The sequence below is a fragment of the Paenibacillus mobilis genome (genome assembly GCF_058267595.1).
Genome location: NZ_JBZCMS010000002.1, coordinates 407,493 through 434,368, shown reverse-complemented (window position 1 = coordinate 434,368; position 26,876 = coordinate 407,493). Strand labels below are relative to the sequence as shown.

Here is a 26,876-nt window from a genome sequence, read left to right as displayed (position 1 = left end):
CGTCGGCCCGTTTTCGCTGTTATCCGGGGAACGGGCGGCGTTTTGCCAAAATGTTTTCTTATTTGTACATAAAGGAATAGCCCATGGCCGGATTTGATAGCCCTGACGTTCGGATGTACAATGATTCAATATAGATATGCCGCCGCCTGTATGGAACAGGCAATCAGATGGAGGAGTTGTTAGGATGGCAGATCAGGTCAACCGTATTTTGGTCGTGGATGACGAGGAAAGAATCCGTCGTCTGCTTAAGATGTATTTGGAAAAAGAAGGTTATGAAATCGATGAGGCGGAAGACGGGGAAACCGCGCTCCGAAAAGCGATCGATCAGGATTACGATTTGGTGCTTCTTGACGTCATGCTGCCCGGCATGGACGGCATCGAGGTGTGCAACCGGCTGAGACAGGCCAAAGCAACGCCGGTGCTGATGCTGACGGCCAAAGGCGAAGAGGTTAACCGTGTCCAAGGGTTTGAAGTCGGAGCGGACGATTATGTCGTGAAACCGTTTAGTCCGCGCGAAGTCATTTACCGTGTAAAAGCGATTCTGCGCCGTTCCTCGGCAACCGCGTTTCTTTCTCAGGAGAGCGGCACCAGCAGCACCATCGTGTTCCCGAGCCTGACGATCGAACATGATGCGCACAGAGTGACCGCCGGGGGCGAGGAAGTCAGCCTTACGCCTAAGGAATATGAGCTGCTTCACTATTTGGCGGTGTCTCCGGACAAGGTGTTTTCCCGCGAAGAGCTGCTTAAAGACGTTTGGAATTATGAATTTTTCGGGGATCTCCGCACCGTGGATACCCATGTCAAACGCCTGCGGGAGAAGCTGAACAAAGTATCGCCGGAAGCGGCCCTGATGATTACGACCGTTTGGGGAGTAGGCTATAAGCTGGAGGTTGGAAAATAAGTGGCGGGCTTCTGGAGGTCACTTGTCGGCAAGCTTTGGCTGACGATCAGCGCCTTGGTTGCCTGCGTCCTGCTGACGCTGGGTTTATTCCTGCTTCCTTACATCGATACAAATTTCACAAACCCAGGTGCAATCAAGACCCTTTTTGTTTGGGTTTCCATAGCGGGATTTGCTCTGACTACTTTTTTTGCCCTGTTTTTATTTACAAAAATCACGCAGCCGATGCGGAGGCTCATCCAGGCCGCCGATGAAATCAGGACCGGCCATTACGATACCCGCTTAACGCTGAAAACGAGCGACGAAATCGGCGATTTGGCGAGCACCTTTAACCATATGGCCGAGGAGCTGGAAAATACGATCCGCAGCCTGAACCTGGAGAAGGAGCATCTGGCCAGCGTGCTGCGAAGCATGAACGACGCCGTTCTTACCATCGACCAGGGCGGGGCTGTTATCCTCACCAATCCGCCTGCCGAAGAGCTGCTTCAGCAGTGGGGCAACATCGAGCATGAGGAAGAAAATGACACCAGGGCGGGACAGGGATTGATCCCTGCTTCGATGCGCCTTGTGCCGGACCCGCTGGTCGCGATGTTTAATCGCGTTATTGGGGAGAAAGAAGATCAGCGCGAGGATGTTCACGTCAAACAAACCGTATGGTCCGTTCATATGACCCCTTTGACCTCGGAGGGGGATATCCAGGGGGCGGTAGCGGTGCTTCGGGATGTAACGGAACAGGCGCAGCTGGAGAAGATGCGCAAAGATTTCGTAGCCAACGTGTCGCATGAAATCCGCACGCCGCTTTCCATGATGCAGGGATACAGCGAAGCGCTGCTGGACGGCATGGCTTCCACTCCCGAGGAAGAACGGGAATTAATTCAGGTCATTTATGACGAATCGCTCCGAATGGGCCGGCTGGTTCATGATCTGCTGGATTTGGCCCGGATGGAAGCGGGACACACCGAAATGGTGATGCATGAAACGGATCTGAGCGAACTTATGGGCAGGGTTTACCGGAAGTTTGCCGTGCGGGCCAAAGAACGCTCGATCCAGCTCAAGCTTTCTCTGCCTGAGGAAACGCTGAAGCTTCAGGAAGCAAGCGAAGACCGTCTGGAGCAGGTGCTGACGAATTTGCTGGACAATGCCTTCCGTCATACGCCGGAGCATCATGATGTTTCCCTTGCCGCCCGGAGAATCGCGGAGGGCAGCCGGCACGAGCCCTGGGTGGAAATTACCGTCAGCGACGAAGGTCACGGCATAGCCGAGGAAGATTTGCCTTATATCTTCGAACGGTTTTATAAAGCGGACAAAGCCCGTGTCCGGGGGGAATCTGCAGGGACAGGTTTGGGGTTATCGATTGTTAAAAATATCGTCGTAGCCCATCACGGAACGATCTCCGCCGAAAGCAAGGTAGGCCGCGGAACCGTGTTCCGCTTGAAGCTGCCTGTCGAAAAAATGAGCTAGGAGCAGGCATTCTGCTCCTTTAGCAGACTTTTTGTTGAATCGGGAAGATAAATCTTGTTCTACGTGGAACAGAGGGATAGAACAGCATGTTAGACCATAAAAAAAAGTGCCGGCCGCGGCAGCTTGGGCTTAGCGGACAGCACTTTTTCTTTATTAGATGAACTTGCCGACGCTGATCAACAAACAAATAAACTGACTTAGGAATTTAGGAAAGGACGATTTCCTGGGCAGTTTTCAGCTCCGGCAGCTTGATCAACTCATCCAGTACAGGTTCCGGAACTTCTTTATCGACCGTCAGCACCATGATGGCTTCGCCGCCGACGACCTGACGGCCCACCTGCATGGAGGCGATGTTAACGTCGTTACGTCCAAGGAGTGTGCCTACGCTGCCGATGATCCCCGGTTTGTCGGTGTGGGAGATAACGATTAAATGACCTTCCGGAGCGATGTCTACCGGGAATTTATCGATTTGCACGATCCGATCCCCGTACCCGTTCAGCAGCGTTCCGGAAATTCTGGTATCCGTGCCGCTCGATTGGATCGTTACGGTAATCAGGTTCATGAACCCTTTTTGGGCAGGGGCCGAGGAAACGGCTACGCGGACATCCCGGGTTTTGGCCAGGTGCATTGAATTGACGATATTGACGTCGCTGCCGAAGTGGCGGGCCAATACGCCTTTCAGGATATAGCGGGTTAGCGGCTGGGTATCCACCTCGGACAAATCTCCGGCATAGTCGATTTGAATGCCTTGGATAGCTCCTTGATTAATTTGGGCGGCGATGGAGCCGATTTTTTCCCCGAGTCCGAAATAAGGCTGAAGTTTGTTCATGACGCTGGCGGCAACCGGCGGCATGTTAACGGCATTTTTAAACGGTTCGTCCCGTAAAATATGAAGCACCTGCTCCGACACGTCGATCGCAACGTTTTCCTGAGCCTCTACGGTAGAAGCGCCTAGATGAGGCGTTACGATGATATTCGGATGATGCAGGAAAGGATGGTCCGGCTGAGGAGGCTCTTGCTCGAATACGTCAAAGGCGGCGCCGGCCACGATGCCCTGGTCGACCGCTTCGATCAGCGCTCTTTCGTCGATGATGCCTCCGCGGGCGCAGTTGATGATGCGCATGCCTTTTTTCATTACTTCAAACTGCGGAGTGGAAATCATGTGTTTCGTTTCCGGTGTAAGAGGGGTATGAACGGTAATAAAGTCGGCATGACGAACGACGTAATCAACGGTAGCCAATTGAACGCCCATCTTTTCGGCACGTTCTTCCGTCAGGAAAGGATCGTAACCCAAAACGTCCATGCCGAAGGCTTTGGCCCGTTTGGCGACCTCGCTGCCGATGCGTCCCATACCGAGAACGCCCAGCTTTTTGTTGCGCAGCTCGACGCCAAGGAATTTGCGGTCCCATTGTCCGCTGACCGTTTTGGCATAGGCTTGAGGGATATGACGGGCGAGCGCCATCATCATCGCAAAGGCATGCTCACATGTCGTAATCGTGTTGCCGTCCGGCGCGTTAATGACAATGATGCCGGATTGGGTAGCGGCTTCCAGATCGATGTTGTCCACGCCCACACCGGCGCGTCCGATCACTTTAAGGCGTGTACCGGCTTTCATGATGGCGGGAGTTACTTTGGTCTGACTGCGGACAAGCAGGGCATCGTACTGCGGAATAATGGCAATAAGTTCGGCTTCGCTCAGACCGGATACCCGGTCCACGGTTACATCCTCGGCATCCACAAGCTGCTGAATTCCCAAATCGCTGATCGGATCCGACACTAACACTTTAAACATGATTTGACCTCCTAAAAGTTTTGTATAGCATAAGCTTCCTGAAAAGCATCGACAAAACTGCTACGGAAGCATGAGCTTAAAGTTTTGTATAGCATAAGCTTCCTGAAAAGCATCGACAAAACTGCAACGGAAGCACCGCTTTAGAGTAGCGCTGAATTGCCGCACCAAAGAACGAAGGCGAGCACTTGCTCCGATTGAGGCAGAAGGGGATATAAACAGGCAATAAAAAAAGCCCCGATCCGCATACTACTACCGTAGTAAGGGACGAGAGCTGTCGTGGTGCCACCCTTATTCGCCGCACCTTCGCAGATGCAGCCTCAATTTGTCTTGCGACAGAAATGGTAACGGATTTCATCCGGCCCGCCTACTGAATTTCAGCGAAGCACTCTGGAGGGCTAGGCATGTAATTCCGAGCTGCCGGTTCTCAGCAACCACCGGCTCTCTGAAAGCTCAAAATCGGCCTTTCTCCATCAACGTGTTTTTTCGATTAATTTTTCATAATGTAACACGGCAAGTAAAGACTGTCAATACCGCAAATTGGGGATCTTTTAAAACTTGTAAAACCCGCTGGAACGCCGGATATGCTCCCAAAGGCGCCTTGAATAAGGGTGTCCGAATCGGTTATGATTTTATGAAGGACAGCTTTCGACTATTTCTGAAGAAATGCGGTAAATAAAGATGAGAAAAAAAATAGAAAAGATCAAAATCAGGCGAATAAAACCAGAGGAACTTAATGACAGGCTTTTGTTGATTAATTTGTATTTTACTCAAGGGTTAACCCTTGCTTTGAGCCTGATCATCATGCTGGTTCAATGGCGCAATCCGCTTCAGCTGCTCAGGCTGCCGGAGAACGCTGATTTTGTCTGGTGGGGCTTAGGATTAGCGGGGGCTGCATTTATTATTGATTTGGTTTTATCCAAAATTATTCCTGAAACCTCGATGGACGACGGGGGCATTAACGAACTGCTGTTCCGTAAAAGGCCGCTGTGGCACATTGTGCTGATTGCGCTAATGGTAGCCGTGTGTGAAGAAATGCTGTTTCGCGGAGCTATTCAGCACTCCTTAGGTCCTTACTGGACAAGCATTTTATTCGCCGTTATCCATGTACGCTACTTGAGGCACTGGATTCCTACGGCTTGGGTGTTTGCGAGCAGCTATGGACTAGGATACATTTATCTGGCATCGGGCTCGTTGTGGGCTCCGATTTTGTCCCACTTTCTGATCGACCTGATTTCCGGGCTCGTGATCCGGTACCGGAGGGAAGCATGAATCAAAAGTTAAGCAGAGTAGACCGATTGGGTAAAAGACATCCTGAAAAAACGGACAAGAAATTAAAAACGGCGATAAGTTCGCCATCCGAACCGTCGCCCGAAGAAATAATGCTGAACACGGCCGTATACCAAGCAGCGGCAGCCAGACAGCTGCCCGAGCCGGTAACTCCGTCCAGGCAGCGCAGGCGGGATCAAACGTTTACCGCAAGCGGGAGAGAACCCTCCCGGCGGCAGACTTTTTCCAGAAAAGCTCCGCCAGACACGGCGAAGGAACTGGCCTTGCAAAGTGAATTCGCAAAGGAACGTGAGGCATGGGAGAATCTGGAATTTGACGAAGACCTGCGTAAGCAGGAAACGTATCCGTCCCGAATGGAGCTTTATCCCTCCCAGAGGATCAAATGGACACGCTGGTTTTTTAATGTGCTGCTTGTCGTCTTTATCGGACTGACCGTATGGCTTCTTTGGTGGGGATTTCATTCTTCGCCATGGAGCATGAAGCAAGGGGGCTGAGGACGGGCAGAGGATTTTTAATGCGGGCAAGGCAAACTCATCCAAGTGTGATTTCCTGTATTTATGTCGCATGAGACCGGTGCGCAGCGGCAACAATACTTGTGATCTTAAACTTAAAGGAGGCATCCCGCAATGAAAACTTCCTCATTTTTAATGGGCGTAGCCTTAGGGGCTGTCGGCGTCGTTTGGGCGTCTAGAAAAAGAAGAGGGCTGTTGTCCGCCGCATCGGGCGCCGGTTCCATGATTGACTTCGCCAATCTGGCTAAAAGCAAAAGCAAAGGGAATTATAACGGCATGCATACCGACACCCGCAAAACCGAGGATCACGGCCTGAATTTGGCTCAAAAGGCTGAATTGAAAGAGTCTAACCTCAAAACGATCAAGGATTTTATTAAAGGCAACCCTGACGTGCGCCGTGAAGTTGAAATGATCATGAAAGAAACCAATACCATTATTCCGGGTTTGTAATTGAAGAGCGGAGGGAATCATTTTCTTCTGGCCCAGCCAGGAAAATGATTCTTTTTTTTGACTATTTTATTGCGTGCAATTGAGTGAAATAAATGATAACATAATTACATAGAACCATTTCCAGCACATATTGCTGAGTGCTTCATAATCTGTTGTAACACGGATTGGAGAGGAGGATCCTGTATGAAGATAGAACGTTTGGGCCAGGATAAGATACGGATTTTCCTCACTTTTGATGACCTTAGCGAACGCGGCATCCAGAAAGAGGATATGTGGCAGGAAATTCCCAAAGTCCAGGATCTATTTACGGAAATGATGGATCAAGCATATAATGAATTGGGCTTTGATGCTACAGGTCCGCTAGCTGTCGAAGTTTTTGCGCTCCCTGCTCAAGGGATGGTCGTCATCGTGACGCGGGGCAAATATGATCGGAGTCATCCGTTTGGTTCGATGAACGAAGACGAGATGGCGGACGACGTATATGAGATGGAAGTTACGCTTGAACTTAGCGACTCCATTGTATATGCCTTCAGCGACTTTGAAGTGCTTATCGAAGCTGCTCATGTACTAAACCAATCACTTACCGGAGCCGGAAGGCTGTATAACTATAAAGGGAAATGGGTTCTTTACCTGGAACCTGAAGACGTCGAGGAGTCCAAACAGCAGCTGTTGATTGCAGTTTTGGCTGAATATGGAGAAGCAACCTCCGTTACTCCGGCAGTTCTTGAAGAATACGGCAAGGTCGTTATGGAAGAGAATGCTATTCAAACAATCGTATCTCATTTCAAACGCCAGTCCTGACAACGGGCAGGTTCAGGGGTCCGCGTCTTCCGTTAAGGTGATGCGGACCTTTCTTATTTTGATTAACACCGCGGCGTGAACCGAAGGAGGAATGCCGTTTGCTATGGTTTTCAATTGGTACGGCTGCGCTTGCTCCGGGGATCGCGCTGCTGACCTATTTTTATTTAAAGGACAAATACGACACGGAACCGCTGCACATGGTCATCAAGATTTTCCTTTTGGGATTTCTGATCGTTTTTCCGATCATGATCTTGCAGCGGGGTCTGATCCTCTGGCTGGGGGACAATTCATTCGTTTATTCCTTTCTGATCTCTGCGGGGATTGAAGAACTGGTTAAATGGTTTGTTCTCTACCACATGATTTATAATCATACGGAATTCGACGAGCCTTATGACGGCATCGTATACGCAACCGCCGTTTCCCTAGGGTTCGCTACCATAGAAAACGTCCTTTTTGGACTGACGCACGAGGCTTCCGTAGGCTCGCTTCTGATCCGCGCGCTGCTGCCCGTTTCCGGACATGCGATGTTCGGGGTGATCATGGGTTATTATATGGGCCGGGCGAAGTTTTCAAGCGGGTATAAAACCGGCCGGTATTTGCTGTTTTCCCTGCTGCTCCCTATATTCTGGCACGGCATTTATGATTGGGTCCTCGGCAACATCACGGAATATTGGCTTTGGTACATCGCACCGTTGATGGCTTTTCTCTGGTATGGCGGACTGGGCAAAATCACCCGGGCCAACAGCCGGTCCCCTTTTCGGCCGATGGAGATCAGCTCGAGAGACTAAATTATCCAATTATTGGGCATCCTGAACGAAAGGTACCTTCACAGGTAATTTTCGGGAAAGGGTGTTTTTTTATGCGGATTAAAGTGGCGATCACATGCAAAAGCTGCGGCGAACGGTTCATTCTCAGAGCCAGAAAAGAAAGAGGCAAGCTGGAGACGGGTTTTAAACAATGCATCTGCGACAATACGGAAGCTTTTGATATCGAGGAAATTCCAGTCTAACGGCCTGCTTAAAAAACATGCATAAAGTCCCTTTCTTCTTGTCAAACTAATGGCAGTTAATTGAAGAAAGGAGAGCGCATAGTTAATGTACAGACGGTTAAGCGGCGTATTGTTTCCCGTCATGACTATACTGCTGATCGGAGCTCTGGTTTGGGGATATCAGGAGAACCGGGATAAAAACTCGGTGCTGCTCAAAGCGGAGAACCAATATCAGCGAGCATTTCATGACTTGTCTTACCACGTGGACCGCATCCACGGAGAGCTTGGCAACACCCTGGCGGTCAATTCGGATTCTTCTCAGATGCACCGCAAAGGGCTGATGAATGTATGGCGTATTACAAGCGAAGCGCAGGGAGAGATCAACCAGCTTCCCTTGACGCTTTTGCCTTTCAATCAAACAGAAGAATTGCTGTCCCGCGTGGGCCAGTTCTCTTATTCGACGGCGGCCAGGGATCTGACCAAACAGCCGTTAAATGACAAAGAGCTCGGCAATTTGAAGGAGCTGTACAAAAGTACAGGAGAAATTTCGAAAAATCTGCAGCAGGTTCAAAACAAGGTTATCTCCAATCGTCTCCGATGGATGGATGTAGAGTCCGCTTTGGCGACGGAGAAGGCAGCTGCCGATAATACCATCATCGACGGATTCAAAACGGTGGATAAAAAAGTCGGCGAGTATCCTGAGCTTGATCTAGGACCATCTGTAGCAAGCGTATATAAGAAACGCAGTGTGAAACAGTTGGATACCAAACCCGTGTCCCAGCAAGAAATCCGCGACAAAGCGGCGAAATTCCTGGGGACATCGCCTTCGGACATCAAGGTGACCGAAAACGGAACGGGGACCGAGTGGGCTTCCTATACGGCAACCGCAACAAAGGGAGGGAAAAATTCACATACCGTGGCCTCCTTGGATTTCACGCAAAAAGGCGGGGACATGGTCTCCTATAACCTTTCCAGAGAAGTGGGTTCCCGTTCGGTTCCGGCCTCTGCAGCCAGACAGAAAGCTACCGAGTTCCTCAAAAGCAAAGGTTTTGACGGGATGACACCCGTAACCTACGACGAATATGACAACATGGGCAGCATGACGTTTGTCCGTTCTAAAGACGGCGTCTTGATTTATCCGGAGAAAGCTACGGTTCGGGTTGCTTTGGATAATGGCGAGGTAACTGGTTTGCAGTGCAGCGATTATGTTTATGAAAGAAACAAGGACCAGAAAGACGAGCTTCCAAAAGCGAAAATGACGGTCGCTGCCGCCCGCAAACATTTGAACCCTGAATTTAAGGAAAAATACCACCGTCAGGCCGTGATCGAAAACGATGCCGGCGAACGGGTGGCAGCCTATGAATTCAGCGGGCATATCAACGGATCCGACTACAGAATTTATTTGAACGGCAACACCGGCGAAGAGGAGAAAGTGGAAGAATTCCGCCAATCCGGCACCAGCCGCTCTTAAATACACCATTAAGGCAGCCTTATCGGGGATAGGGCTGTCTTTTTATTATAGAAAAATTGCTCAATTTTAAAGAAAGGACGTGCTATAATTCGAGTAGAAAATCAGAATGAGTAGCGGCGGTGAAAAAAAGTGTATCCAAAGGTTAATGAGTTTGTATACCTTCAGGTTGTATCCGGAGACGAGAAAGAAGACAACAAACCGGAATACAAATCACGCATTTCGGATATCGAAGATGAGGCTTTTCTAATTGAAGTGCCGTTGGAAATCGGTCAAAACCGTCTTAAGAGGCTGTATATCGGCGAGGAATTATCCGGTTATTTTATGAGTGAGTCAGGCACCAAAAATTATTTCAATACATACGTTTTGGGCTTTACTAATGATGTCGTCCGCCAGGTGCGGATCCGCAAGCCTGACCCTGACTCCATTACCCAGATCCAGCGCCGAAATTATCTGCGGGTCCCGGCCGAGCTAGAACTGGCGGCAGCCATGAAAAATGGGGAGCGTTTTTTGGTCTTTACCGACGATGTCGGCGGGGGAGGCGTCTCGTATTACGCAGACGGTGGCCATAGTCAAAAGGTTGAAGACGGCGATCACTTGGATTGCTGGTTGCTTGTCCCTTACAAAAACAGCACCATCGAACATGTTCATTTTGAAGCGGAAGTGGTCAGAAAGAAAAAGCTTGAAAACGGTAAGGAGCAGGTCATGCTCAAATTTATTGGCATAACGGATTTTGAACGTCAAAAAATCATCCGGTATTGCTTCGAGCGGCAGTTCGATTTCCGAAACCGTTAATTTTTTAAAAAAGTTCTTTGCGCACATATTCTTCCAACTTTTGGGTATTCTATAATCAGTTTAATGAAAAAAGGTGGAAGCTATGTTCGAGAAATGCGAATCGGATGAATATACCAAACTTTTTATCCAGTTCAGCAACGGTGTACAGCGGGTTTTAAAAAAAATGCTGATCGTGCTGCTGGTGCTGTTGTGCTTATGTCAGGGGCTGCTCAGAATTCCGGCTGTCCGCAGCGTTTTATCCTCGGCTGAAAGGTGGGAAGGAGACGAGCCGAAAGCCTTTGTGCTTCCCGTCCCCTTGCCCGAAGAAAACTGACTTCTTTTGCATCCTTCTTTTTTATGTGGTATAATTTTCACGTCGCAGGCAATGCCTGCTTTTTTCTTGAGTTTTACAGTTTGAGGAGGAAAACCCTTGTCAGGTCAATCGAAGGGACACACCAACTGCAAAATCAACATCGCGATCGACGGACCCGCAGGGGCAGGCAAAAGCACAGTCGCACGTATGGTTGCCGGCAAACTCGGTTACGTCTATGTTGATACCGGTGCCATGTACCGCGCAGTTACTTTGCGGATGCTCGAACTGGGCATTCAGCCGGAAAATGAAGATCAAGTGCTTCAAGTTGCCCGGGACATGGTTATTGAATTAAAACCAGGTGAAGAAGGGCAGAAGGTGTTGATCGACGGGGAAGATGTCACAGAGCAGATTCGTTCTTTTGAAATCAATGCGAATGTGTCGCGATATGCGCAAATCGAGGGGCTGCGGGCATTAATGGTTTCCCTCCAGCGGCAAATGGCTTTGCGCAAGGGCGTCGTTATGGACGGACGCGATATCGGGACCACCGTGCTTCCCTCCGCCGAAGTCAAAGTGTTTATGACCGCCGCTGTTGAAGAGCGGGCTCGCCGCCGGTTTGAGGAGATTAAGAATCCGGAGAGCACGTCACTGGAACAGCTGACCCGCGATATTGCCGAGCGTGACCGGCTGGATGCGGAACGTGAGGTTTCCCCGCTTCGTCAAGCCGGCGATGCTGTTCTGCTTGACACTACCAAGATGACAATCTCTGAAGTATCTGAAGCCATCGTATCTATGTGTGAGGCTCATGGGATGGAGAGTAGTGTAGAATGATCTACAGCTTTGCCCGAGTAATTGTAAAAGCTATTTATAAACTGCTGTTCCGGTTCGAAGCAGTCGGTTTGGAACATGTTCCGCTTGAAGGCGGAGTCGTGTTATGTTCAAACCATATCAGCAATTTCGATCCGCCTGCAGTTGCGCTTCTTCTGAAGCGCAAGGTTCATTTTATGGCTAAAGCCGAATTGTTTGAAGTTCCGGTTTTCGGAACGCTGATCAAGGAACTGGGCGCTTTTCCGGTCAAGAGGGGCGGAGTCAGCAAGGATTCCATCAAAACCTCCCTTAAGCTTTTACGCGAAGGGCATGTCATGGGAATTTTCCCCGAAGGCACCCGGAAAGCCGCAGCCGATGCCGCGATCAAAAAAGGGGCCGCAAATTTTGCGCTCCGCAGCGGGGCGGTTGTTGTTCCAGTAGCTATTATTGGCAATTATAAACTTTTTAAAAAAGTAAAAGTAGTTTACGGACCGCCGGTGGATTTGGACGAGTTCCGAAGTGATCCTTCCGGAGAAGCAGTCGAAATAGCAACGGAGAGAATTATGGCTTCGATCCGTAAGCTTAAGCAAAAGGGCGCCTGACGCCAGCCGGATGGACCGCATTCCTGAATGTATGAACCATCTGGGGAATTGGCAAGCTATAGCAGATAACATCATGTTTTGAACTACGCCAAGAGCGAGTTTAAATAAATGGGCTTATTGAACTGAGGAGGTTATTGAAATGTCGGAAGAATTCAAAGATCAACAAGAAGTTGTGGAAGCGACAAATCAAGACGAGCTGGAGCAAATCGTATCCTTGAAAAAAGGGGACACCGTCAAAGGAACGATTGTCAAGGTTGAAGACAATCAGGCTTATGTAAGTCTTGGATATAAATATGACGGTATCATTCCTATTCGTGAATTGTCTTCGGTGCACCTTGATTCCGCTAATGACGTGGTTCAAGTAGGACAAGAAGTCGAAGCGAAAGTAGTCAGCATCAATGACGAGAAAGAAAGCCTGGTGCTTTCCAAACGTGCGATCGACAGCGAAAACGCTTGGGACGACCTGCAATCCAAATTCGATAACAAAGAAACGTTTGAAGTAGTTGTAGCAGACGTTGTTAAAGGCGGCATCGTAGCCGACGTTGGCGTGCGCGGGTTTATCCCGGCTTCCATGGTGGAGCGTCATTTCGTTGAAGATTTCAGCGACTACAAAGGACGTACGCTTCGCGTAAAAGTGAAAGAGCTTGACCGCGAAAACAGCAAAGTCATCCTGTCCCAAAAAGACGTTCTGGATGAAGAATTTGAAGCGAACAAACTGAAAGTAATGGCCGATCTCAAAGAGGGTTCCGTGATTGAAGGTACCGTTCAGCGTTTGACCCAATTCGGCGCTTTTGTAGATGTTGGCGGCGTGGACGGTTTGGTTCACGTATCCGAAATCGCCTGGAACCACGTTGATAAACCTTCTGACGTGCTTTCCGAAGGCGACCAGGTCAAAGTTAAAGTGCTTAAAGTGGATCCGGAAAAAGGGAAAATCAGCCTGAGCATCAAAGCGGCTACTCCAGGACCATGGGAAACAGCGGCTGATCAGTTCAAATCCGGCGATATCGTAACCGGCGAAGTTAAACGCCTTGTTCCTTTCGGCGCTTTCGTTGAAATTGCTCCGGGCGTTGAAGGTCTCGTTCATATCTCCCAAATTTCCCATAAACATATCGGCACACCACATGAAGTGCTGAAAGAAGGACAAGACGTTCAAGTTAAAATCCTTGAAGTGAATCCTTCCGAGAAACGCGTAAGCCTGAGCATCAAAGAAACGGAAGAAGCTCCTGCTGAATCCGCTAAACCGGAAAGATCTTCTGCTCCCAACCGTGAAAGAAGAGATAGCGTGAAAGCAGAGGACTTGGGCAATAACCCTAACGTTTCCTTGAGCAATCAAGGGCTCAGCATTACGCTTGGCGAACGCTTTGGCGATAAACTGAGCAAATTGAAATAAGAAACAACCATTGGAAAGTTGGCGGCGAACGGCGAACTCGGTAGAGGGTTCGCCGTTTTTTAGTACCAAAGAGTTTTGGGCATGGCACGGGTGAAGCGTAAATTTCAAGTGTTCGCCAATCGCCCTATTTTTTGCTATGATGTTGTACGGATAGACAGGGTGTGTAAGTACGAATTATAACCTCTAGAACAGAGGTCAGGCTTTAGGAGGAATGTGAATGGCAAGACCAGTAGTGGCTATTGTTGGCAGGCCAAATGTGGGCAAGTCCACGATTTTTAACCGCATCATCGGTGACCGCCTCGCCATCGTAGAAGATAAACCCGGCATCACCAGGGACCGGATTTACGGTACCTCGGAGTGGAATGGAAAACCGTTCAGCATCATCGATACAGGCGGGATTGAAATCGATGGGGACGATATGATCATGAAATCAATCCGCGCCCAGGCAGAGCTTGCGATTGAGGAAGCGGATGTCATTGTATTTATGTGCGACGCCAAGGCAGGAATTACCCAGTCCGACGAAGAGGTCGGCAATTTGCTTTACCGTTCGGGTAAACCTGTTTTGCTCGCCATAAACAAAGTGGACAACCTGGGCCGCATGGATCATATATATGAATTTTACAATCTGGGCTTTGGCGATCCGATTGGCGTTTCCGGCAGCCACGGCACCGGCATCGGCGATCTCCTTGACGCTATTGTTGAACATCTTCCGGAGCTTCTTGAGGAGGAATACGATGAGGACGTTATTCGGGTGGCCTTGATTGGACGGCCAAACGTCGGAAAATCTTCGCTTGTAAATGCGATTCTGGGCGAAGAACGGGTCATCGTGAGCGATGTGGCCGGAACGACGCGTGATGCTATTGATACCCCTTTTGAAAAAGATGGCCAGCGTTATGTGCTGATCGATACGGCCGGCATGAGAAAACGCGGCAAAGTCTATGAATCTACCGAGAAATACAGCGTAATGCGGGCGATGAAAGCCATTGAACGGGCGGATGTCGTGCTCGTCGTCATTAACGGCGAAGAAGGTATCATCGAGCAGGACAAACATGTCGCCGGTTATGCTTATGAAGCCGGTAAAGCGACCGTTTTTGTCGTGAATAAATGGGACGTCGTGGAGAAAAACGATAAAACGATGCATGAGTTTGAGAAAAAGATCCGCGATCACTTTTTGTTCATGACTTATGCTCCGGTTGTTTTCTTGTCCGCTTTAACCAAGCAGCGTCTTCATAAGCTGCTGCCGGTAGTGCAGCATGCGGCTGAACAGCACGCAAGACGGGTGGCGACTCATTTGCTTAACGATGTGGTTTCGGACGCTATTGCGATTAATCCTCCTCCTACCGATAAAGGTCGCCGGATGCGGATTAACTACGTAACCCAGGTTGCGGTCAAACCGCCAACCATCGTGGTGTTCGTCAATGATCCGGAACTGATGCATTTCTCCTACGAGCGTTATCTGGAGAATAAAATCAGGGCCGCCTTTAATTTTGAAGGAACACCGATCCGTATCTTTACGCGACGCAAATCAGATAAAGAAGATTAGGGGAGAGACAAGTGATTCTTTCTGTATTGGCCGTAATTATTTCCTATCTGCTCGGGTCCATCAGCTTCAGCGTTTTGATGGCCAAAGGGATGAAGGGCATCGACATCCGCCATCATGGAAGCGGCAATGCCGGAGCAACAAACACATTGCGGGTATTGGGCAAGGGTCCGGGGATCCTTGTCCTGATCCTGGATATTCTGAAAGGCGTTATTGCCGTTTTGCTTGGCCACTGGCTGGGCTCCGGCAATGAATGGATCCCCGCTTTATGCGGTCTTGCATCTATTGTCGGCCATAATTGGCCGGTTTATTTCCGATTCCGCGGCGGCAAAGGCATTGCCACCACCATTGGCGTAATGGCCTGCCTGGCTATCATTCCCGTATTATGCGCGGCTGTTGTTTTAATCATCGTAGTAGCAATTACCCGATACGTCTCTTTAGGATCTTTGCTGCTTGTCCTGCTTACGCCCGTTTTTATGCTGATTTTTGGTTCGAATGCGGCTGATTTCTGGCCGAACTTTTGGGCAAGCGTTCTGATCTGTATTTTTGCCTTCTGGAGACACCGGTCCAACATTGTTAAAATTGTTCAAGGAAGAGAGAACAAACTGGGTTCCAAAGGAGGAATGTGATTTGTTTCGGAAAGCGGCGGTTTTAGTAGCGGGAAGCTGGGGGACGGCGCTGGCCACTGTACTTGCCGATAAAGGCATCGAGGTGTCGCTCTGGACCCGAAATGCAGACCAGGCCAATGGGATCAACCGCGATCATCAGAATCATTATTTGCCCGGCGTTAAGCTGCCCTCCAATATTATAGCGACAACGGATATGAGCGAAGCTGTCAAGGACGCGGAAGCGATTGTAATCGTCTCCCCTTCTTCGGCTGTCCGTCAAGTCTCCAAAGAACTGAAAAAGCATTGGAAGCCGGAGCAGCTGGTTATCCATGCCGTAAAAGGTTTTGAAACGGAGACGTTAAAAAGAATGTCCACCGTGATCGCCGAGGAGCTTGGCTGCGAAGAAGGCCGTGTTGTCGTGCTGTCAGGACCCAGCCATGCGGAAGAAGTCGTCAAGCAGTGCCCGACTACGGTTGTGGTTGCCTCCCTGGACGAACAGGAAGCGCAGCGCGCGCAGGATTTGTTCATGAACAATTACTTCCGCGTTTATACGAACCGGGATCAGGTTGGCGTAGAGCTGGCGGGTGCCTTGAAAAATATCATCGCCCTCGGTGCCGGTATGTCAGACGGTCTGGGATATGGCGATAATGCTAAAGCGGCTCTGCTTACGCGCGGGCTTGCCGAAATTACCCGGGTTGGCGCTCAGTTGGGCGCAAATCCGCTTACTTTTGCAGGACTGGCCGGCGTGGGCGATTTGGTCGTTACCGCAACAAGCCGCCACAGCCGCAACTGGCGCGCGGGTTCGATGCTTGGGCAGGGGATGCCGCTGGATCAGGTGCTTGAAAAAATGAACATGGTTGTTGAAGGGGTGCGCACCACGAAAGCCGCCCACGAGATGGCCGAAAAATACGGCGTTCAGATGCCTATAGCCAATCAGCTGTACAACGTGCTTTTTAGAGGACTGGATGCCCGCACGGCTGTGGAAGCGCTGATGGGCCGGGACAAAAAGACGGAGATGGAAGTCATGTCCCTCGAAACCTGGGAACAGTGGCATACATAGAAACAAGATCGGTTCCATTGATCTGAACGGGGAAAAAGGTTAGGCTCACCATTTACGGGACTCCTTCATATAGTGACAAAGAGCACTGCCGGAGGAGGGATGAGCATGAGCAAAAATGTTTCCAAAGAAGCCCTGAACTTGATTAACAAGAAGGCGGGGAAAAACATTACGGAAGGCGCCGTCAAGAAATTGGCCAGTACGGTCAAACCTTCGACACTGCAAAATGAAGCGCAGCTCCGTCAATTAATCAAATCGGTGTCTGCCATGGCGAAAGTACCGGTTTCGGAAGCAACGATTACGGAAATCGTATCTGCCGTCAAGAAAAGCGGCATGAACCCGCAAAATATGGAATCTTTGATGAAACTGATGATGAAAAAATAAGGTTTGCCTCCAGGTTGACCCTGGAACCCGTCAAGGACCTCGGCTTATGCCGCAGGTTCTTTTTTGGTTTTTTACGTTTCATTGATTCGACGTGATGGTATAATAAGGGCCAGAATAAGGACATGAAGAGTAGAAAGGGTCATAAAGCGGATGACGAGATTCGCTGTTATTATGAACATTGGTGGTTCTCATGGTCAACATGGACAGGCTCGACCTGCTGGGCAGCTACATTAGACAAGTAAACGTTCAGCCGAACCCGGTTTTGGAAGAGGCATTGGCAGTCCTGACAGAACTGCTGGAGCCGGTGGGAGTGAAGTGGCTGGCAGGCGGAAGCGTAGGCTTATGGCTGCAGGGGGTTCCTTTGGCCGCTCTTCCAAGAGATATCGATATTTACGCCGAAGAAGAGGCGGCTGTTCATATTCATAAGGCGCTAAAGGGATACGTTTTGGACGATCCCCAATGGGACAGAAGCGGAATTTATTCTTCTCTGCTGAGCCATTATGCGATAAAGGGCTATAAGCTTGAACTTGTAGGGGAGTTCGAAGTCCACGCATCGCTGGCCCGATACAAAGTCGAAGTTGAATCGGTCCTGGACCCGGCCGCTTTGGAAGTGATTCCCGGGCTGAAAATCATGCCGCTGGCCCATGAGTATGTCTTTAACCTGCTGCGGGGAAGACCTGACCGTTATATGGCGGTTGCGGTTCAAATGAATCTTAAGCCGGAAGAACCGGTCCGTTTGCTGAAGCAAATCGCCTACCGCAACGGCTGGTCACACGAACAGCAGTCCCTAATGAACGGATTTGCTCATATAGAGGGGTGGCTCTAACCGTGGATACAACGATTACCTTTGAGCCTGCGGGCAAAACGTATAAGATACGCGCGGGAGCTACGGTGCTGCTGGCCGCTCAGCAAAACCGCATTCATATTCCGACCCGCTGCAGCGGGCTGGCCAGTTGTCTAATGTGCAAGGTCAAAGTCAAAGCGGAGCATGCTGCCGAGCTTACGCCGCCGACGCCGTCTGAAAAAAGGAAGCTGGGACCGCTGTTGCGGGAAGGGACGCGGCTGGCCTGTCAGGCCAAAATCAACGGACACGCCGTCGTGGAGGTGCCTGAAGATCCGCTCAAGGCCGCTGTGCGTAAGCAGCTCGAAGCCCGGAAACTTCAGGACGAAGACTCCTTGTGGTAGAGGGAGCTCCGCATGGAATCTTTAACCCTAAAAATGGGGAATAGGAACGTAGAAAACGGACTGGAATATATCCAGTCTTTTTTCTTTTTTTTGTTGTCATAACAGATGCTAGATTATCATAAACATTCAGTACAGCGCGGGAATGCCCGTTCCTTTGCGCGCAGGAAGCGCCCGGCCGTCCTCTTGAATTATGCCGAGAAAGTTCAGACGAATCGAGACATAATTCAAGATCCGGTACATAAGATGATACTAGTCCAAATGCATGTACGAGTTCACGCCGCTCACTTGAATGCGCAGCTTCTGATTGCACGGCGGTGGACGAGGGAATAGGGAGGCTGCTCTGCCGCCTGCAACAGCTTGAAAGGAAATAAAGCGGTTCCTACAGCAAGGGCGGATGCTCGCAGGGCATTTATCCTTCGGCGAAATTTGAGGAGGGGATATCATTGGTATTGGAGAAAGTCGACATTTTTAAGGACATTGCCGAACGCACCGGAGGAGATATTTATTTGGGGGTTGTCGGGGCGGTCCGCACAGGGAAATCCACTTTTATCAAACGTTTTATGGAGACCGTAGTTCTGCCGAATATCGCTAGCGAAGCTGACCGTGTCCGGGCGGTCGACGAGCTTCCGCAAAGCGCCGCTGGCAAAACGATCATGACCACCGAGCCTAAATTCGTACCTAACAATGCGGTCCAAATCAAGGTGGACGAAGGTCTGGAAGTGAATGTGCGCCTCGTGGACTGCGTCGGATACGCCGTAGACGGAGCCAAAGGATATGAGGATGAAAACGGTCCAAGAATGATTTCTACGCCTTGGTTCGAAGAACCGATTCCGTTCCAGGAAGCGGCTGAAATCGGCACCCGCAAGGTGATTCAGGAGCACTCGACTTTGGGCGTCGTAATTACGACAGACGGAACCGTCGCCGATATCCCGCGTTCCTCTTATGTGGAATCCGAGGAACGTGTCGTCGAGGAATTAAAGGAAGTTGGCAAACCGTTTGTACTGGTAATCAACTCCACCAGACCGCGCAGTGAGGAAGCTCTACAGCTCCGCAGCGAGCTGGCGGCCAAATATGATATACCGGTGATCACGCTTAGTGCGGCCACGATGACGGAAGAAGACGTTACCGGCGTGCTTCGCGAGGTGCTTTACGAATTCCCGGTACATGAAGTCAACGTCAATCTGCCTAGCTGGGTCATGGTGCTGAACGAAAACCACTGGCTGCGCAGCAATTATGAATCCTCCGTCCGCGAAAGCGTTAAGGATATCCGCAGACTGCGGGACGTGGACCGTGTGGTCAACAGCTTTCTGGAATACGATTTCATCGACCGCGCGGGCTTAAGCGGTCTTAACATGGGCCAGGGTGTTGCTGAAATCGACCTGTATGCGCCGGATGATTTGTACGACAGCATCCTGACGGAAGTGGTCGGGGTCGAAATCCGGGGCAAAGATCACCTGCTTCAGCTGATGCAGGAGTTTACGCACGCGAAACGCGAATACGACCGTTTTGCAGAAGCGCTTGAAATGGTGAAGACGACCGGGTACGGCATTGCGGCTCCTAGCCTTGCGGAAATGGCGCTTGACGAACCAGAGCTGATTCGTCAAGGCTCCAAATTCGGCGTTAGGCTGAAAGCCACCGCACCGTCGATTCACATGATTCGGGTTGACGTGGAATCCGAATTTGCGCCGATTATCGGGACGGAGAAGCAAAGCGAAGAGCTTGTGCGTTATTTGATGCAGGACTTCGAAAACGATCCGATCAAAATCTGGGAGTCCGACATTTTCGGCCGTTCCCTGCATTCAATCGTCCGCGAAGGGATTCAGGGCAAAATTGCCCTTATGCCGGATAACGCCCGCTACAAGCTGCAGGAAACGCTTGGACGTATCATCAATGAAGGATCGGGCGGACTGATCGCCATTATTTTGTAAACGCAGGATTAAAACGATGTAAAGCCCAGCCGGCCGGGAGTGTAAAACACACTCCCGGCTGGTTTTTGTTAGCGGAATCTAGCATTTTTAACTTGAAATTAGAGATTGGCTGTATTACTATAAGTTTGTTCTCGGCTTCAAAAGGTACGCAAAGTCCGCGATTTTCACGGATTATTTAAACCTTTATTTGCTTAATTCAGGAAATTCGCGTATAATTTCGATCAAAACGGAAACAAATTATACCAGAATGCTATTTTTGTTGGGGAGGTGAAATAATGAATAAGTCTGAACTGATTACTCAGGTTTCTGAAAGCACTGAGCTTTCCAAGAAAGACGTAACGAAAGCAGTTGACGCTGTATTCGAAGCGATTTCCGAAGCTCTGCAAAACGGAGACAAAGTACAATTGGTTGGATTCGGAAACTTCGAGGTTCGTGAACGTTCCGCCCGTAAAGGACGCAACCCGCAAACTGGTGAAGAAATCGAGATTCCTGCCAGCAAGATCCCTGCTTTCAAACCAGGCAAAGCGCTTAAAGACGGAATTAAATAAAGCTTTCTACATATTTTTCCGTAAGAAGGGACGTGGGCTAATGTTCACGGCCCTTTCTTTTTCCGTTCATAAGATATAGAATATAAGCAATTTAAAACAAGACTCCGGGAGGGAGGACTCTCGATATGGAACAATCAGGCGGAGGCACCGGCCAAAGCAGCGCAAGCGGAGATTATTTTGTCATTAAAGCCAAAGAACAGGGAGTTCAAGTCATCGGATTAACCCGTGGCAAGGATACCCGCTTTCATCATACTGAGAAGCTGGATAAAGGCGAGGTGCTGATTGCCCAGTTTACGGATCATACTTCCGCCGTTAAAGTGCGGGGCAAAGCGGTCATCATGACCAAGCTGGGTGTAATTGATACGGAAGAATAACAAGCTGCAGGCATAGCCTGCTTTTTTTCGTTGTAAAATGAGGTATGGACCTGCTATGAATACCCCCGTTTTGTGGGTAAGAAAGAAGGGAATACCTTTTGATGCGATGGAAAATGATGGTGCTGCTCGGTTTCTCTGTCCTGGCTGTCGTAGGGCTGTCGGCCAAACTCCTGCAGGAAACGGAAGAGGGACAGCTGCGCCTGGCGGCGGGACAAAACATCACTGAGGAGTCCGCGCTGCGGATCACGGAGGAGAATCTGGTAGATGTGCTGTCGGCTTTGCCGCTCCACCTGCAGATCACCCGGGTTGATCTGAGGGGAACTCTGCTTGCGGTTGATTTGAAGATCCGGAGCAGCAGCGAGGGGGCAGCGCCGATCTATGAGGACATGGCCGAGCTGGCAGAGCTTGCGTTTGTGAGGAGCGATAACATCGGGCAGCTTCGGATCAGAATGGTGGCCGAGGAAGCGTGGACGGGCAGCAGACATCTGCTGCTTGCGTCGGAGATGAGCCGGTCCGAATTAGCGGGCGATGCGGATCAGGTGCTAAAGGAGCTTAAAACAGCAGGGAACGCCCCGCTTGAGCCATCTTTAAAAACAAGGCTTCACATCGTGGAAACCGCTTTGTGGAAAAAATCCTACCCCAAGCCTGATAAATAGGTCCCGTGCACCAAAAACGGAAGCCTCGCATCGTGCGCAAGGTATTAAATTGTGATATAATATACAACATTGTGGCAAACCGTTAATGTCATACTAGTTCGGCTCGGAGGCAAAACATGAAATTGTATCGTGTACCTGACTTGGCAAAAAAATATGTCGATTACGACATGATCTCTGCACATACGGAATTGGCGGAATTCCCGGATTCCCGAGTCCGTTTGTTATACACTTTCCTCAAACATCAGCAGCCGGACAACGAAAGCCAGCTTGAGATATGCGCGCTGGCCGTTTACCTGCTGCAGCTCGGTTTGGATACGCACGATCTGATTGATCCGGAGCCGGTCCGGAAGGAAGAGCGGCTGATGCGCTCCCGGCAGCTGAAGGTGCTGGCCGGCGATTATTTCAGTAGCCTGTTCTATCAGCTGCTCGCCAAAACCAACCAGATTCAGCATATTTCCCTGCTGTCATCGGCCGTATGCGAAGTAAACCGGGTGAAGGCGCTCTTTTACACGAAAATGAAAGACTTTCTGCTCAGCGCAGAGGATTATGTGAAAGAATCCGCTTTACTAAAAATGCAGCTGTTTTCTTTTTTCACCCCTATGCTGGACAAGTCGGCCCAGCACTATTGGCGGCCGCTGCTGGCCGAGGTGAGCCGGTGCGAAGCGATTGTGACGGAAATGTCCCTTACAGCGGGAGAAACTCCGGGACATTTGGGTTTCGCTTATTTGCGGATTATGGAATCCGGCAGCGCGGAAGACAAAGCCCTGCTCAGCCGGAGCAAACTGAACACGAGGGACTGGTCCTCGCTGCTGCTGAAGTATAAAGTGCTGGAGCAGCTCGCAGACAAGCTGCATCAGTCGGTCGAGCAGCTCCAGCAGCTGTTGAAGGAGATGTCCGGGGAGCGGTTTTACAAAGAATTAGCAGGGATTGCCGAACCTTTCAAAGCGCTGCTAAGCAAACCGAACACAGCATGGAATGAAGGGTAAGGTGCATGATTGATGGCGAACAAATCGCAAGGGAAAGAACAATTTGTACACTCCGTATTTGAGAGCATCGCTCCCAAATATGACTTGATGAACGATATTTTAAGCTTCCGGCAGCATAAGGCGTGGAGAAAATTTACGATGGCCAAAATGAAGATGGAACCGGGAAATACGGCCATCGATTTATGCTGCGGCACCTGCGACTGGACGATCAGCATGGCTGAGACTAGCGGGGGGCCGATTACGGGCCTTGATTTCAGTCCCAACATGCTGGCTGTCGGCCAGACCAAGGTGAAGGAGAAAGGACTGGAGGAGCGGATCTCCCTGATTCAGGGCAACGCAATGGAGCTTCCTTTCGAAGACAACCTGTTTGATTACGCCACGATCGGATTCGGACTCCGAAACGTGCCTGACCTGCGCAAAGTGCTGAGCGAGATGCTGCGGGTCGTCAAACCCGGAGGCATGGTCGTCTGCCTTGAATTATCGAAGCCGACCTGGCAGCCTTTCAAAGGCATTTATTATTTATATTTCAAACGGATTCTGCCTTTTTTGGGGAAGCTGTTCGCAAAAAGGTATGAGCAATACAAGTGGCTTCCGGATTCGCTGGTTCAATTTCCCGGCAGGCACGAGCTTGCGGATATTTTTCGGGAAACGGGCTTGACTGAAGTGAAGGCCTACCCTCTGACGGGCGGGATAGCCGCTTTACATATTGGAGTGAAGGAGAAACATCATGTTTAGAAAGCTAGGCGTTTTCCTGCAAATGATCAAATTCGAGCACACCCTGTTTGCGCTACCATTTGCTTTTATGGGGTCGCTGCTGGGGGCGGTTGCCATGCAGGATTCTTTTCCGACTTGGGCCCAGATCGGCTGGGTGCTTCTGGCCATGTTTGGGGCGCGCAGCGCTGCAATGGGTCTTAACCGGTTGATAGACCGGGTAAGCGACGGCAAGAACCCTCGCACGAAAGGCAGAGCCATACCGGCGGGGCTGCTTCGCATTTCTGAAGTCCTCATTTTTATTATCGTTTCTTTTGTCCTGTTGTTCTGGGCGGCTTCCGAACTGAATCCGCTCGCTCTGAAGCTGCTGCCGATCGCGGTGGTTATGCTGGTGCTTTATTCTTATACCAAACGTTTTACATGGTTGTGCCATGTCGTCCTCGGTTTTACCATTGCCCTTGCTCCGCTTGGCGGCTGGGTGGCCGTAACCGGTAAAGTGGACTTGACGGCTTTTGTGCTGTTTGTCACTATTGCGTTTTGGGTAGCGGGTTTTGATGTCATTTATGCCTGCCAGGACGTTGAATTTGATAAAAACGAAGGTTTATACTCCATTCCGTCCCGCTTCGGGGTACGTCGTTCTTTGCTTATCGCAAAGGCCTTCCACATCATCACTGCTATCGGTTTTGTAGCGCTGCTTCTGCTGGCCCACCTCGGCTGGTGGTATACCGGCGGCATCGTCATTGCCTTAATTATTTTATTTTATGAGCACACCATCGTTACTCCTAAAGATTTGAGCCGGCTGCAAACGGCGTTTTTTACGATGAATGGAGCACTCAGCATTGTAGTGTTCTTCTTCACCCTGATTGACCTGGCGGTGAACGTATACCGATGAGCGAAGCGATCAAACGTCCTTTGGTAGTTGGTATTACGGGAGCGAGCGGTTCCGTTTACGGCATCCGGCTCGTTTCCGTGCTGCTTGAGCTTAATTACGACGTCCATCTGGTAATCACCCAAGCCGGCTGGAGAGTGATTAAAGAGGAGCTGGGCTGGGAGGTATCCGACCGGGAAAAAGCGCTTGCCGATGCATTCGGTCGTTATCCGGGCAAACTTGTTTACCACGTGATCGGCGACATCGGGGCTTCGATTGCCAGCGGATCGTTCCGGGTGGACGGCATGATCGTGATGCCTTGCTCCATGGGGTCGCTTTCCGCGATTGCCCATGGGACCTCAGACAATTTGCTGGCCCGTGCTGCAGACGTTATGCTTAAGGAAGGCAGAGAACTTGTCCTTGTCCCGAGAGAAACGCCTTTGCATGCGATCCATCTGGAGAACATGCTGAAGCTGGCGCGGCTTGGAGTCAAAATCATCCCGGCCATGCCCGCATTTTATTTCGGGCCGGCAACGATGGACGATCTGGTAGACTTTATGGTTGGAAAAGTGCTGGACAGTCTGCGCATTGAACACCGGCTGTTCAAGAGATGGGGGGAGCAACATGAGCCATACACCAATTAAACCGACCCGTATGGGCATCATCGATTACACGAATGTTTGGCCAATCACGCACTATTTTGACGAAAAAAAACTTAGCCGGCCGATTGAAATCATTACCAAAGTACCGGCCGTATTGAACCGGGCAATGATCGCTGGAGACCTCGATCTTTCCCCGGTTTCTTCTTTTGCCTATGGCTCTGCCAGCCGTAAGCTTACCCTGCTGCCAGGTTTGTCGGTCAGCTCGGAGGGACCGGTTAATTCCATCCTCGTTTTCTCCAAGAAACCTTTGGAAGAGGCGGTTAACGGCACGATTGCTCTAACGAACACTTCGGCTACGTCCGTAAATCTTTTGAAGATCATCATCGAAAAGCATTATAAAGGCCGGCCGGTGTACTGGGACAGCGAACCCGATCTGGACGCGATGATGGCGCAAAGCGACGCCGCCCTGCTGATCGGCGACCATGCCATCAAAGCTTCCTGGCGGGACCACGGTTATCAGGTCACGGATTTGGGCAAAGTGTGGAAAGAGTGGACCGGGTTCGGCATGACATTTGCGGTATTTGCGGTTCAGCAATCGTTTGCGGCCGCCCATGAAGCCTGGCTGAGCGAAATTACCGAGGCTTTTCATGAAAGCCGGAGGCGGAGCGGGCAGGATCTGCGCCCTTTGGTCGTGAAAGCTTGCGAACAACTCGGCGGTACCGAGGCTTATTGGAATCATTATTTCCAAAATTTATGTTATGATTTTACGAAAGAAAGACAGCAGGGGCTTCAGCTCTATTTTGATTATGGTTATGAGCTTGGTTTGCTGGAACAGCCCGTACAGATGTCCTTCTGGAACGAGATTACGCGGACTCAGGTGAAAGGATGAAAATGTTGGATCTGTTTGGCCCCATGAAAAAAGATATGGATTTCATCGAAAAGCAGCTGTATAAGAGCATTGAGGGTGAAGAGGGCCTGCTAAGCGAAACGTCAAGCCATCTCCTCAAGGCCGGCGGAAAAAGGCTGCGGCCCGTTTTTGTCTTGCTCGGCGGCAAGTTTGGCAGCTACGATCTGGAAAAGCTCCAGTATGTGGCCGTACCGCTGGAATTGATTCACTCGGCCTCGCTGGTTCATGACGATGTCATTGACGATGCCGATACAAGGCGCGGCAAACCAACGGTAAAATCGCAGTGGGATAACCGGATTGCGATGTATACCGGCGATTATATCTACGGGAAAGCTTTGACTTTGGCAACACGGCTCGAAGATCCGAAAATTCATCAGATTCTGGCGAAAGCGATGGTCCAGATGTCCGTGGGCGAAATGGAGCAAATCCGGGATTTCTTTAATACCGAGCAGTCGGTTCGCAACTATTTGCTGAGAATCCGGCGGAAGACAGCGCTTCTGATCGCGATCAGCTGTCAGCTTGGTGCTATAGCTGCCGGAGCAGATGAACGGGTCAGCCATCTGCTCTACCGCTACGGCTACAATGTGGGCATGGCCTTCCAAATCCGGGATGACCTGCTTGATTTGTTCGGCACCGAAAAGCAGATCGGCAAACCCCCGGGCAGCGATATGCGTCAAGGCAACATTACGTTGCCGGTGCTGTTCGCTTTGCAGGAAACCCGCCTTCGGGAGCCTTTGCTTCAGGAAATCCGCGAAATTCACAAAATGGACGGGCGTAAGGACGCGTCAGGCGCCATTCAAATGATCCGGCAAAGCTCCGGTGTGAAGACGGCGGAAGAGCTTGCCGACCGTTTCATCGAGAAAGCATTGGACGCGCTTTCCCGCCTTCCCGAAAATAAAGCGAGAAAAAATTTGCAGGATATTGCGCATTTTGTGAATAGAAGAACATATTAGTCTTTCATTCGTTCCTCCTTTTCTGCTAA

General features: G+C 50.3%; 31 protein-coding genes and 1 other annotated feature. Of the genes, 30 read left to right on the top strand and 1 reads right to left on the bottom strand.

Going from position 1 to position 26,876, the window contains the following annotated elements:
- Positions 1-184 precede the first annotated feature (184 nt).
- Together AC3ZPD_RS05220 and AC3ZPD_RS05215 are read left to right on the top strand one after the other, a co-directional pair.
- Complete coding sequence (locus AC3ZPD_RS05220; RefSeq protein ID WP_490983208.1) at positions 185-901, top strand: response regulator transcription factor; 717 nt, start codon at positions 185-187, stop codon at positions 899-901.
- Positions 902-2,359: a HAMP domain-containing sensor histidine kinase gene (locus AC3ZPD_RS05215; protein ID WP_490983207.1), complete on the top strand. Its 1,458-nt coding sequence runs from the start codon at positions 902-904 to the stop codon at positions 2,357-2,359. It abuts the gene before it with no gap.
- A 205-nt stretch (positions 2,360-2,564) separates the two neighbouring features.
- Here AC3ZPD_RS05215 and serA read toward each other — a convergent pair whose 3' ends face one another.
- Positions 2,565-4,151 carry a phosphoglycerate dehydrogenase gene (gene serA, locus AC3ZPD_RS05210; protein WP_490983206.1) on the bottom strand — a complete coding sequence of 529 codons (1,587 nt, stop codon included), beginning with the start codon at positions 4,149-4,151 and terminating at the stop codon, positions 2,565-2,567.
- Between the two features lie 257 nt (positions 4,152-4,408).
- Positions 4,409-4,634 (bottom strand) — a binding site (T-box leader).
- 195 nt (positions 4,635-4,829) lie between these two features.
- Between serA and AC3ZPD_RS05205 the strand changes: the two genes are divergently transcribed.
- From AC3ZPD_RS05205 to AC3ZPD_RS05070, 28 genes are all read left to right on the top strand, one after another.
- The gene (locus AC3ZPD_RS05205; RefSeq protein ID WP_490983205.1) at positions 4,830-5,420 is read left to right on the top strand and encodes a CPBP family intramembrane glutamic endopeptidase; all 591 of its coding nucleotides are present in this window, start codon (positions 4,830-4,832) and stop codon (positions 5,418-5,420) included.
- Positions 5,417-5,932: a hypothetical protein gene (locus tag AC3ZPD_RS05200; protein WP_490983204.1), complete on the top strand. Its 516-nt coding sequence runs from the start codon at positions 5,417-5,419 to the stop codon at positions 5,930-5,932. The genes AC3ZPD_RS05205 and AC3ZPD_RS05200 overlap by 4 nt, the downstream gene beginning before the upstream one ends.
- A 132-nt stretch (positions 5,933-6,064) precedes the next feature.
- Entirely contained in the window at positions 6,065-6,400 is a 336-nt protein-coding gene (locus AC3ZPD_RS05195) for a hypothetical protein (protein WP_490983203.1), read from the top strand.
- Positions 6,401-6,583: 183 nt separating this feature from the next.
- Positions 6,584-7,201, top strand: coding sequence for a genetic competence negative regulator (locus AC3ZPD_RS05190; RefSeq protein WP_490983202.1), 618 nt, complete (start codon positions 6,584-6,586; stop codon positions 7,199-7,201).
- A gap of 98 nt (positions 7,202-7,299) precedes the next feature.
- A complete protein-coding gene (prsW, locus tag AC3ZPD_RS05185) occupies positions 7,300-7,989 on the top strand; it encodes a glutamic-type intramembrane protease PrsW (protein WP_490983201.1) in 690 nt (229 codons plus the stop codon).
- Positions 7,990-8,060: 71 nt separating this feature from the next.
- On the top strand, positions 8,061-8,210 hold the full coding sequence (locus tag AC3ZPD_RS05180) for a hypothetical protein (protein ID WP_490983200.1): 150 nt from the start codon (positions 8,061-8,063) through the stop codon (positions 8,208-8,210).
- Between the two features lie 85 nt (positions 8,211-8,295).
- On the top strand, positions 8,296-9,660 hold the full coding sequence (gene ypeB, locus AC3ZPD_RS05175) for a germination protein YpeB (protein ID WP_490983199.1): 1,365 nt from the start codon (positions 8,296-8,298) through the stop codon (positions 9,658-9,660).
- Positions 9,661-9,789: 129 nt separating this feature from the next.
- Complete coding sequence (locus AC3ZPD_RS05170; protein WP_490983198.1) at positions 9,790-10,452, top strand: flagellar brake protein; 663 nt, start codon at positions 9,790-9,792, stop codon at positions 10,450-10,452.
- An 82-nt stretch (positions 10,453-10,534) separates the two neighbouring features.
- Complete coding sequence (locus AC3ZPD_RS05165) at positions 10,535-10,765, top strand: hypothetical protein (RefSeq protein ID WP_490983197.1); 231 nt, start codon at positions 10,535-10,537, stop codon at positions 10,763-10,765.
- A gap of 96 nt (positions 10,766-10,861) precedes the next feature.
- Complete coding sequence (gene cmk, locus AC3ZPD_RS05160; protein ID WP_490983196.1) at positions 10,862-11,572, top strand: (d)CMP kinase; 711 nt, start codon at positions 10,862-10,864, stop codon at positions 11,570-11,572.
- Positions 11,569-12,150: a lysophospholipid acyltransferase family protein gene (locus tag AC3ZPD_RS05155; protein ID WP_490983195.1), complete on the top strand. Its 582-nt coding sequence runs from the start codon at positions 11,569-11,571 to the stop codon at positions 12,148-12,150. Before cmk ends, AC3ZPD_RS05155 begins: the two co-directional genes overlap by 4 nt.
- Positions 12,151-12,289: 139 nt before the next feature.
- On the top strand, positions 12,290-13,540 hold the full coding sequence (gene rpsA, locus AC3ZPD_RS05150; RefSeq protein ID WP_490983194.1) for a 30S ribosomal protein S1: 1,251 nt from the start codon (positions 12,290-12,292) through the stop codon (positions 13,538-13,540).
- A gap of 217 nt (positions 13,541-13,757) precedes the next feature.
- The gene (gene der / locus AC3ZPD_RS05145; protein ID WP_490983193.1) at positions 13,758-15,083 is read left to right on the top strand and encodes a ribosome biogenesis GTPase Der; all 1,326 of its coding nucleotides are present in this window, start codon (positions 13,758-13,760) and stop codon (positions 15,081-15,083) included.
- An 11-nt stretch (positions 15,084-15,094) separates the two neighbouring features.
- The gene (gene plsY, locus AC3ZPD_RS05140; RefSeq protein WP_490983192.1) at positions 15,095-15,709 is read left to right on the top strand and encodes a glycerol-3-phosphate 1-O-acyltransferase PlsY; all 615 of its coding nucleotides are present in this window, start codon (positions 15,095-15,097) and stop codon (positions 15,707-15,709) included.
- A 1-nt stretch (position 15,710) separates the two neighbouring features.
- On the top strand, positions 15,711-16,748 hold the full coding sequence (locus tag AC3ZPD_RS05135; protein ID WP_490983191.1) for an NAD(P)H-dependent glycerol-3-phosphate dehydrogenase: 1,038 nt from the start codon (positions 15,711-15,713) through the stop codon (positions 16,746-16,748).
- 105 nt (positions 16,749-16,853) lie between these two features.
- On the top strand, positions 16,854-17,129 hold the full coding sequence (locus AC3ZPD_RS05130) for a stage VI sporulation protein F (protein ID WP_490983190.1): 276 nt from the start codon (positions 16,854-16,856) through the stop codon (positions 17,127-17,129).
- Positions 17,130-17,319: 190 nt separating this feature from the next.
- The gene (locus AC3ZPD_RS05125; RefSeq protein ID WP_490983189.1) at positions 17,320-17,955 is read left to right on the top strand and encodes a nucleotidyltransferase family protein; all 636 of its coding nucleotides are present in this window, start codon (positions 17,320-17,322) and stop codon (positions 17,953-17,955) included.
- Between the two features lie 2 nt (positions 17,956-17,957).
- Entirely contained in the window at positions 17,958-18,314 is a 357-nt protein-coding gene (locus AC3ZPD_RS05120; RefSeq protein WP_490983188.1) for a 2Fe-2S iron-sulfur cluster-binding protein, read from the top strand.
- A gap of 449 nt (positions 18,315-18,763) precedes the next feature.
- The gene (gene spoIVA, locus AC3ZPD_RS05115) at positions 18,764-20,242 is read left to right on the top strand and encodes a stage IV sporulation protein A (protein WP_490983435.1); all 1,479 of its coding nucleotides are present in this window, start codon (positions 18,764-18,766) and stop codon (positions 20,240-20,242) included.
- Between the two features lie 275 nt (positions 20,243-20,517).
- Positions 20,518-20,790 (top strand): HU family DNA-binding protein, encoded by a 273-nt coding sequence (locus AC3ZPD_RS05110; RefSeq protein WP_094093334.1) that lies wholly within the window; start codon positions 20,518-20,520, stop codon positions 20,788-20,790.
- Positions 20,791-20,915: 125 nt separating this feature from the next.
- The gene (gene mtrB, locus AC3ZPD_RS05105; RefSeq protein WP_490983187.1) at positions 20,916-21,164 is read left to right on the top strand and encodes a trp RNA-binding attenuation protein MtrB; all 249 of its coding nucleotides are present in this window, start codon (positions 20,916-20,918) and stop codon (positions 21,162-21,164) included.
- 98 nt (positions 21,165-21,262) lie between these two features.
- Positions 21,263-21,820 carry a hypothetical protein gene (locus tag AC3ZPD_RS05100; protein ID WP_490983186.1) on the top strand — a complete coding sequence of 186 codons (558 nt, stop codon included), beginning with the start codon at positions 21,263-21,265 and terminating at the stop codon, positions 21,818-21,820.
- Positions 21,821-21,936: 116 nt separating this feature from the next.
- Positions 21,937-22,806, top strand: a complete 870-nt coding sequence (locus tag AC3ZPD_RS05095; RefSeq protein ID WP_490983185.1) for a heptaprenyl diphosphate synthase component 1 — start codon at positions 21,937-21,939, stop codon at positions 22,804-22,806.
- 12 nt (positions 22,807-22,818) lie between these two features.
- The gene (locus tag AC3ZPD_RS05090) at positions 22,819-23,541 is read left to right on the top strand and encodes a demethylmenaquinone methyltransferase (protein WP_490983184.1); all 723 of its coding nucleotides are present in this window, start codon (positions 22,819-22,821) and stop codon (positions 23,539-23,541) included.
- Entirely contained in the window at positions 23,534-24,409 is an 876-nt protein-coding gene (locus tag AC3ZPD_RS05085) for a UbiA-like polyprenyltransferase (RefSeq protein ID WP_490983183.1), read from the top strand. The genes AC3ZPD_RS05090 and AC3ZPD_RS05085 overlap by 8 nt, the downstream gene beginning before the upstream one ends.
- A complete protein-coding gene (locus tag AC3ZPD_RS05080) occupies positions 24,406-25,029 on the top strand; it encodes a UbiX family flavin prenyltransferase (protein WP_490983182.1) in 624 nt (207 codons plus the stop codon). Before AC3ZPD_RS05085 ends, AC3ZPD_RS05080 begins: the two co-directional genes overlap by 4 nt.
- Positions 25,010-25,876, top strand: coding sequence for a menaquinone biosynthetic enzyme MqnA/MqnD family protein (locus AC3ZPD_RS05075; protein ID WP_490983181.1), 867 nt, complete (start codon positions 25,010-25,012; stop codon positions 25,874-25,876). The genes AC3ZPD_RS05080 and AC3ZPD_RS05075 overlap by 20 nt, the downstream gene beginning before the upstream one ends.
- The gene (locus AC3ZPD_RS05070) at positions 25,873-26,847 is read left to right on the top strand and encodes a polyprenyl synthetase family protein (protein WP_490983180.1); all 975 of its coding nucleotides are present in this window, start codon (positions 25,873-25,875) and stop codon (positions 26,845-26,847) included. The genes AC3ZPD_RS05075 and AC3ZPD_RS05070 overlap by 4 nt, the downstream gene beginning before the upstream one ends.
- Positions 26,848-26,876 lie beyond the last annotated feature (29 nt).

What these genes read in the sequence shown, in the direction of transcription:
- AC3ZPD_RS05165 (WP_490983197.1), top strand. Translation starts at nt 10,535, where the DNA reads ATGTTCGAGAAATGCGAATCGGATGAATATACCAAACTTTTTATCCAG.
- AC3ZPD_RS05195 (WP_490983203.1), top strand. Translation starts at nt 6,065, where the DNA reads ATGAAAACTTCCTCATTTTTAATGGGCGTAGCCTTAGGGGCTGTCGGC.
- AC3ZPD_RS05075 (WP_490983181.1), top strand. Translation starts at nt 25,010, where the DNA reads ATGAGCCATACACCAATTAAACCGACCCGTATGGGCATCATCGATTAC.
- AC3ZPD_RS05155 (WP_490983195.1), top strand. Translation starts at nt 11,569, where the DNA reads ATGATCTACAGCTTTGCCCGAGTAATTGTAAAAGCTATTTATAAACTG.
- AC3ZPD_RS05070 (WP_490983180.1), top strand. Translation starts at nt 25,873, where the DNA reads ATGAAAATGTTGGATCTGTTTGGCCCCATGAAAAAAGATATGGATTTC.
- AC3ZPD_RS05190 (WP_490983202.1), top strand. Translation starts at nt 6,584, where the DNA reads ATGAAGATAGAACGTTTGGGCCAGGATAAGATACGGATTTTCCTCACT.
- AC3ZPD_RS05220 (WP_490983208.1), top strand. Translation starts at nt 185, where the DNA reads ATGGCAGATCAGGTCAACCGTATTTTGGTCGTGGATGACGAGGAAAGA.
- der (WP_490983193.1), top strand. Translation starts at nt 13,758, where the DNA reads ATGGCAAGACCAGTAGTGGCTATTGTTGGCAGGCCAAATGTGGGCAAG.
- AC3ZPD_RS05085 (WP_490983183.1), top strand. Translation starts at nt 23,534, where the DNA reads ATGTTTAGAAAGCTAGGCGTTTTCCTGCAAATGATCAAATTCGAGCAC.
- AC3ZPD_RS05090 (WP_490983184.1), top strand. Translation starts at nt 22,819, where the DNA reads ATGGCGAACAAATCGCAAGGGAAAGAACAATTTGTACACTCCGTATTT.
- AC3ZPD_RS05110 (WP_094093334.1), top strand. Translation starts at nt 20,518, where the DNA reads ATGAATAAGTCTGAACTGATTACTCAGGTTTCTGAAAGCACTGAGCTT.
- AC3ZPD_RS05205 (WP_490983205.1), top strand. Translation starts at nt 4,830, where the DNA reads ATGAGAAAAAAAATAGAAAAGATCAAAATCAGGCGAATAAAACCAGAG.
- AC3ZPD_RS05180 (WP_490983200.1), top strand. Translation starts at nt 8,061, where the DNA reads ATGCGGATTAAAGTGGCGATCACATGCAAAAGCTGCGGCGAACGGTTC.
- AC3ZPD_RS05125 (WP_490983189.1), top strand. Translation starts at nt 17,320, where the DNA reads ATGGTCAACATGGACAGGCTCGACCTGCTGGGCAGCTACATTAGACAA.
- AC3ZPD_RS05080 (WP_490983182.1), top strand. Translation starts at nt 24,406, where the DNA reads ATGAGCGAAGCGATCAAACGTCCTTTGGTAGTTGGTATTACGGGAGCG.
- ypeB (WP_490983199.1), top strand. Translation starts at nt 8,296, where the DNA reads ATGTACAGACGGTTAAGCGGCGTATTGTTTCCCGTCATGACTATACTG.
- AC3ZPD_RS05095 (WP_490983185.1), top strand. Translation starts at nt 21,937, where the DNA reads ATGAAATTGTATCGTGTACCTGACTTGGCAAAAAAATATGTCGATTAC.
- AC3ZPD_RS05200 (WP_490983204.1), top strand. Translation starts at nt 5,417, where the DNA reads ATGAATCAAAAGTTAAGCAGAGTAGACCGATTGGGTAAAAGACATCCT.
- AC3ZPD_RS05130 (WP_490983190.1), top strand. Translation starts at nt 16,854, where the DNA reads ATGAGCAAAAATGTTTCCAAAGAAGCCCTGAACTTGATTAACAAGAAG.
- rpsA (WP_490983194.1), top strand. Translation starts at nt 12,290, where the DNA reads ATGTCGGAAGAATTCAAAGATCAACAAGAAGTTGTGGAAGCGACAAAT.
- serA (WP_490983206.1), bottom strand. Translation starts at nt 4,151, where the DNA reads ATGTTTAAAGTGTTAGTGTCGGATCCGATCAGCGATTTGGGAATTCAG.
- mtrB (WP_490983187.1), top strand. Translation starts at nt 20,916, where the DNA reads ATGGAACAATCAGGCGGAGGCACCGGCCAAAGCAGCGCAAGCGGAGAT.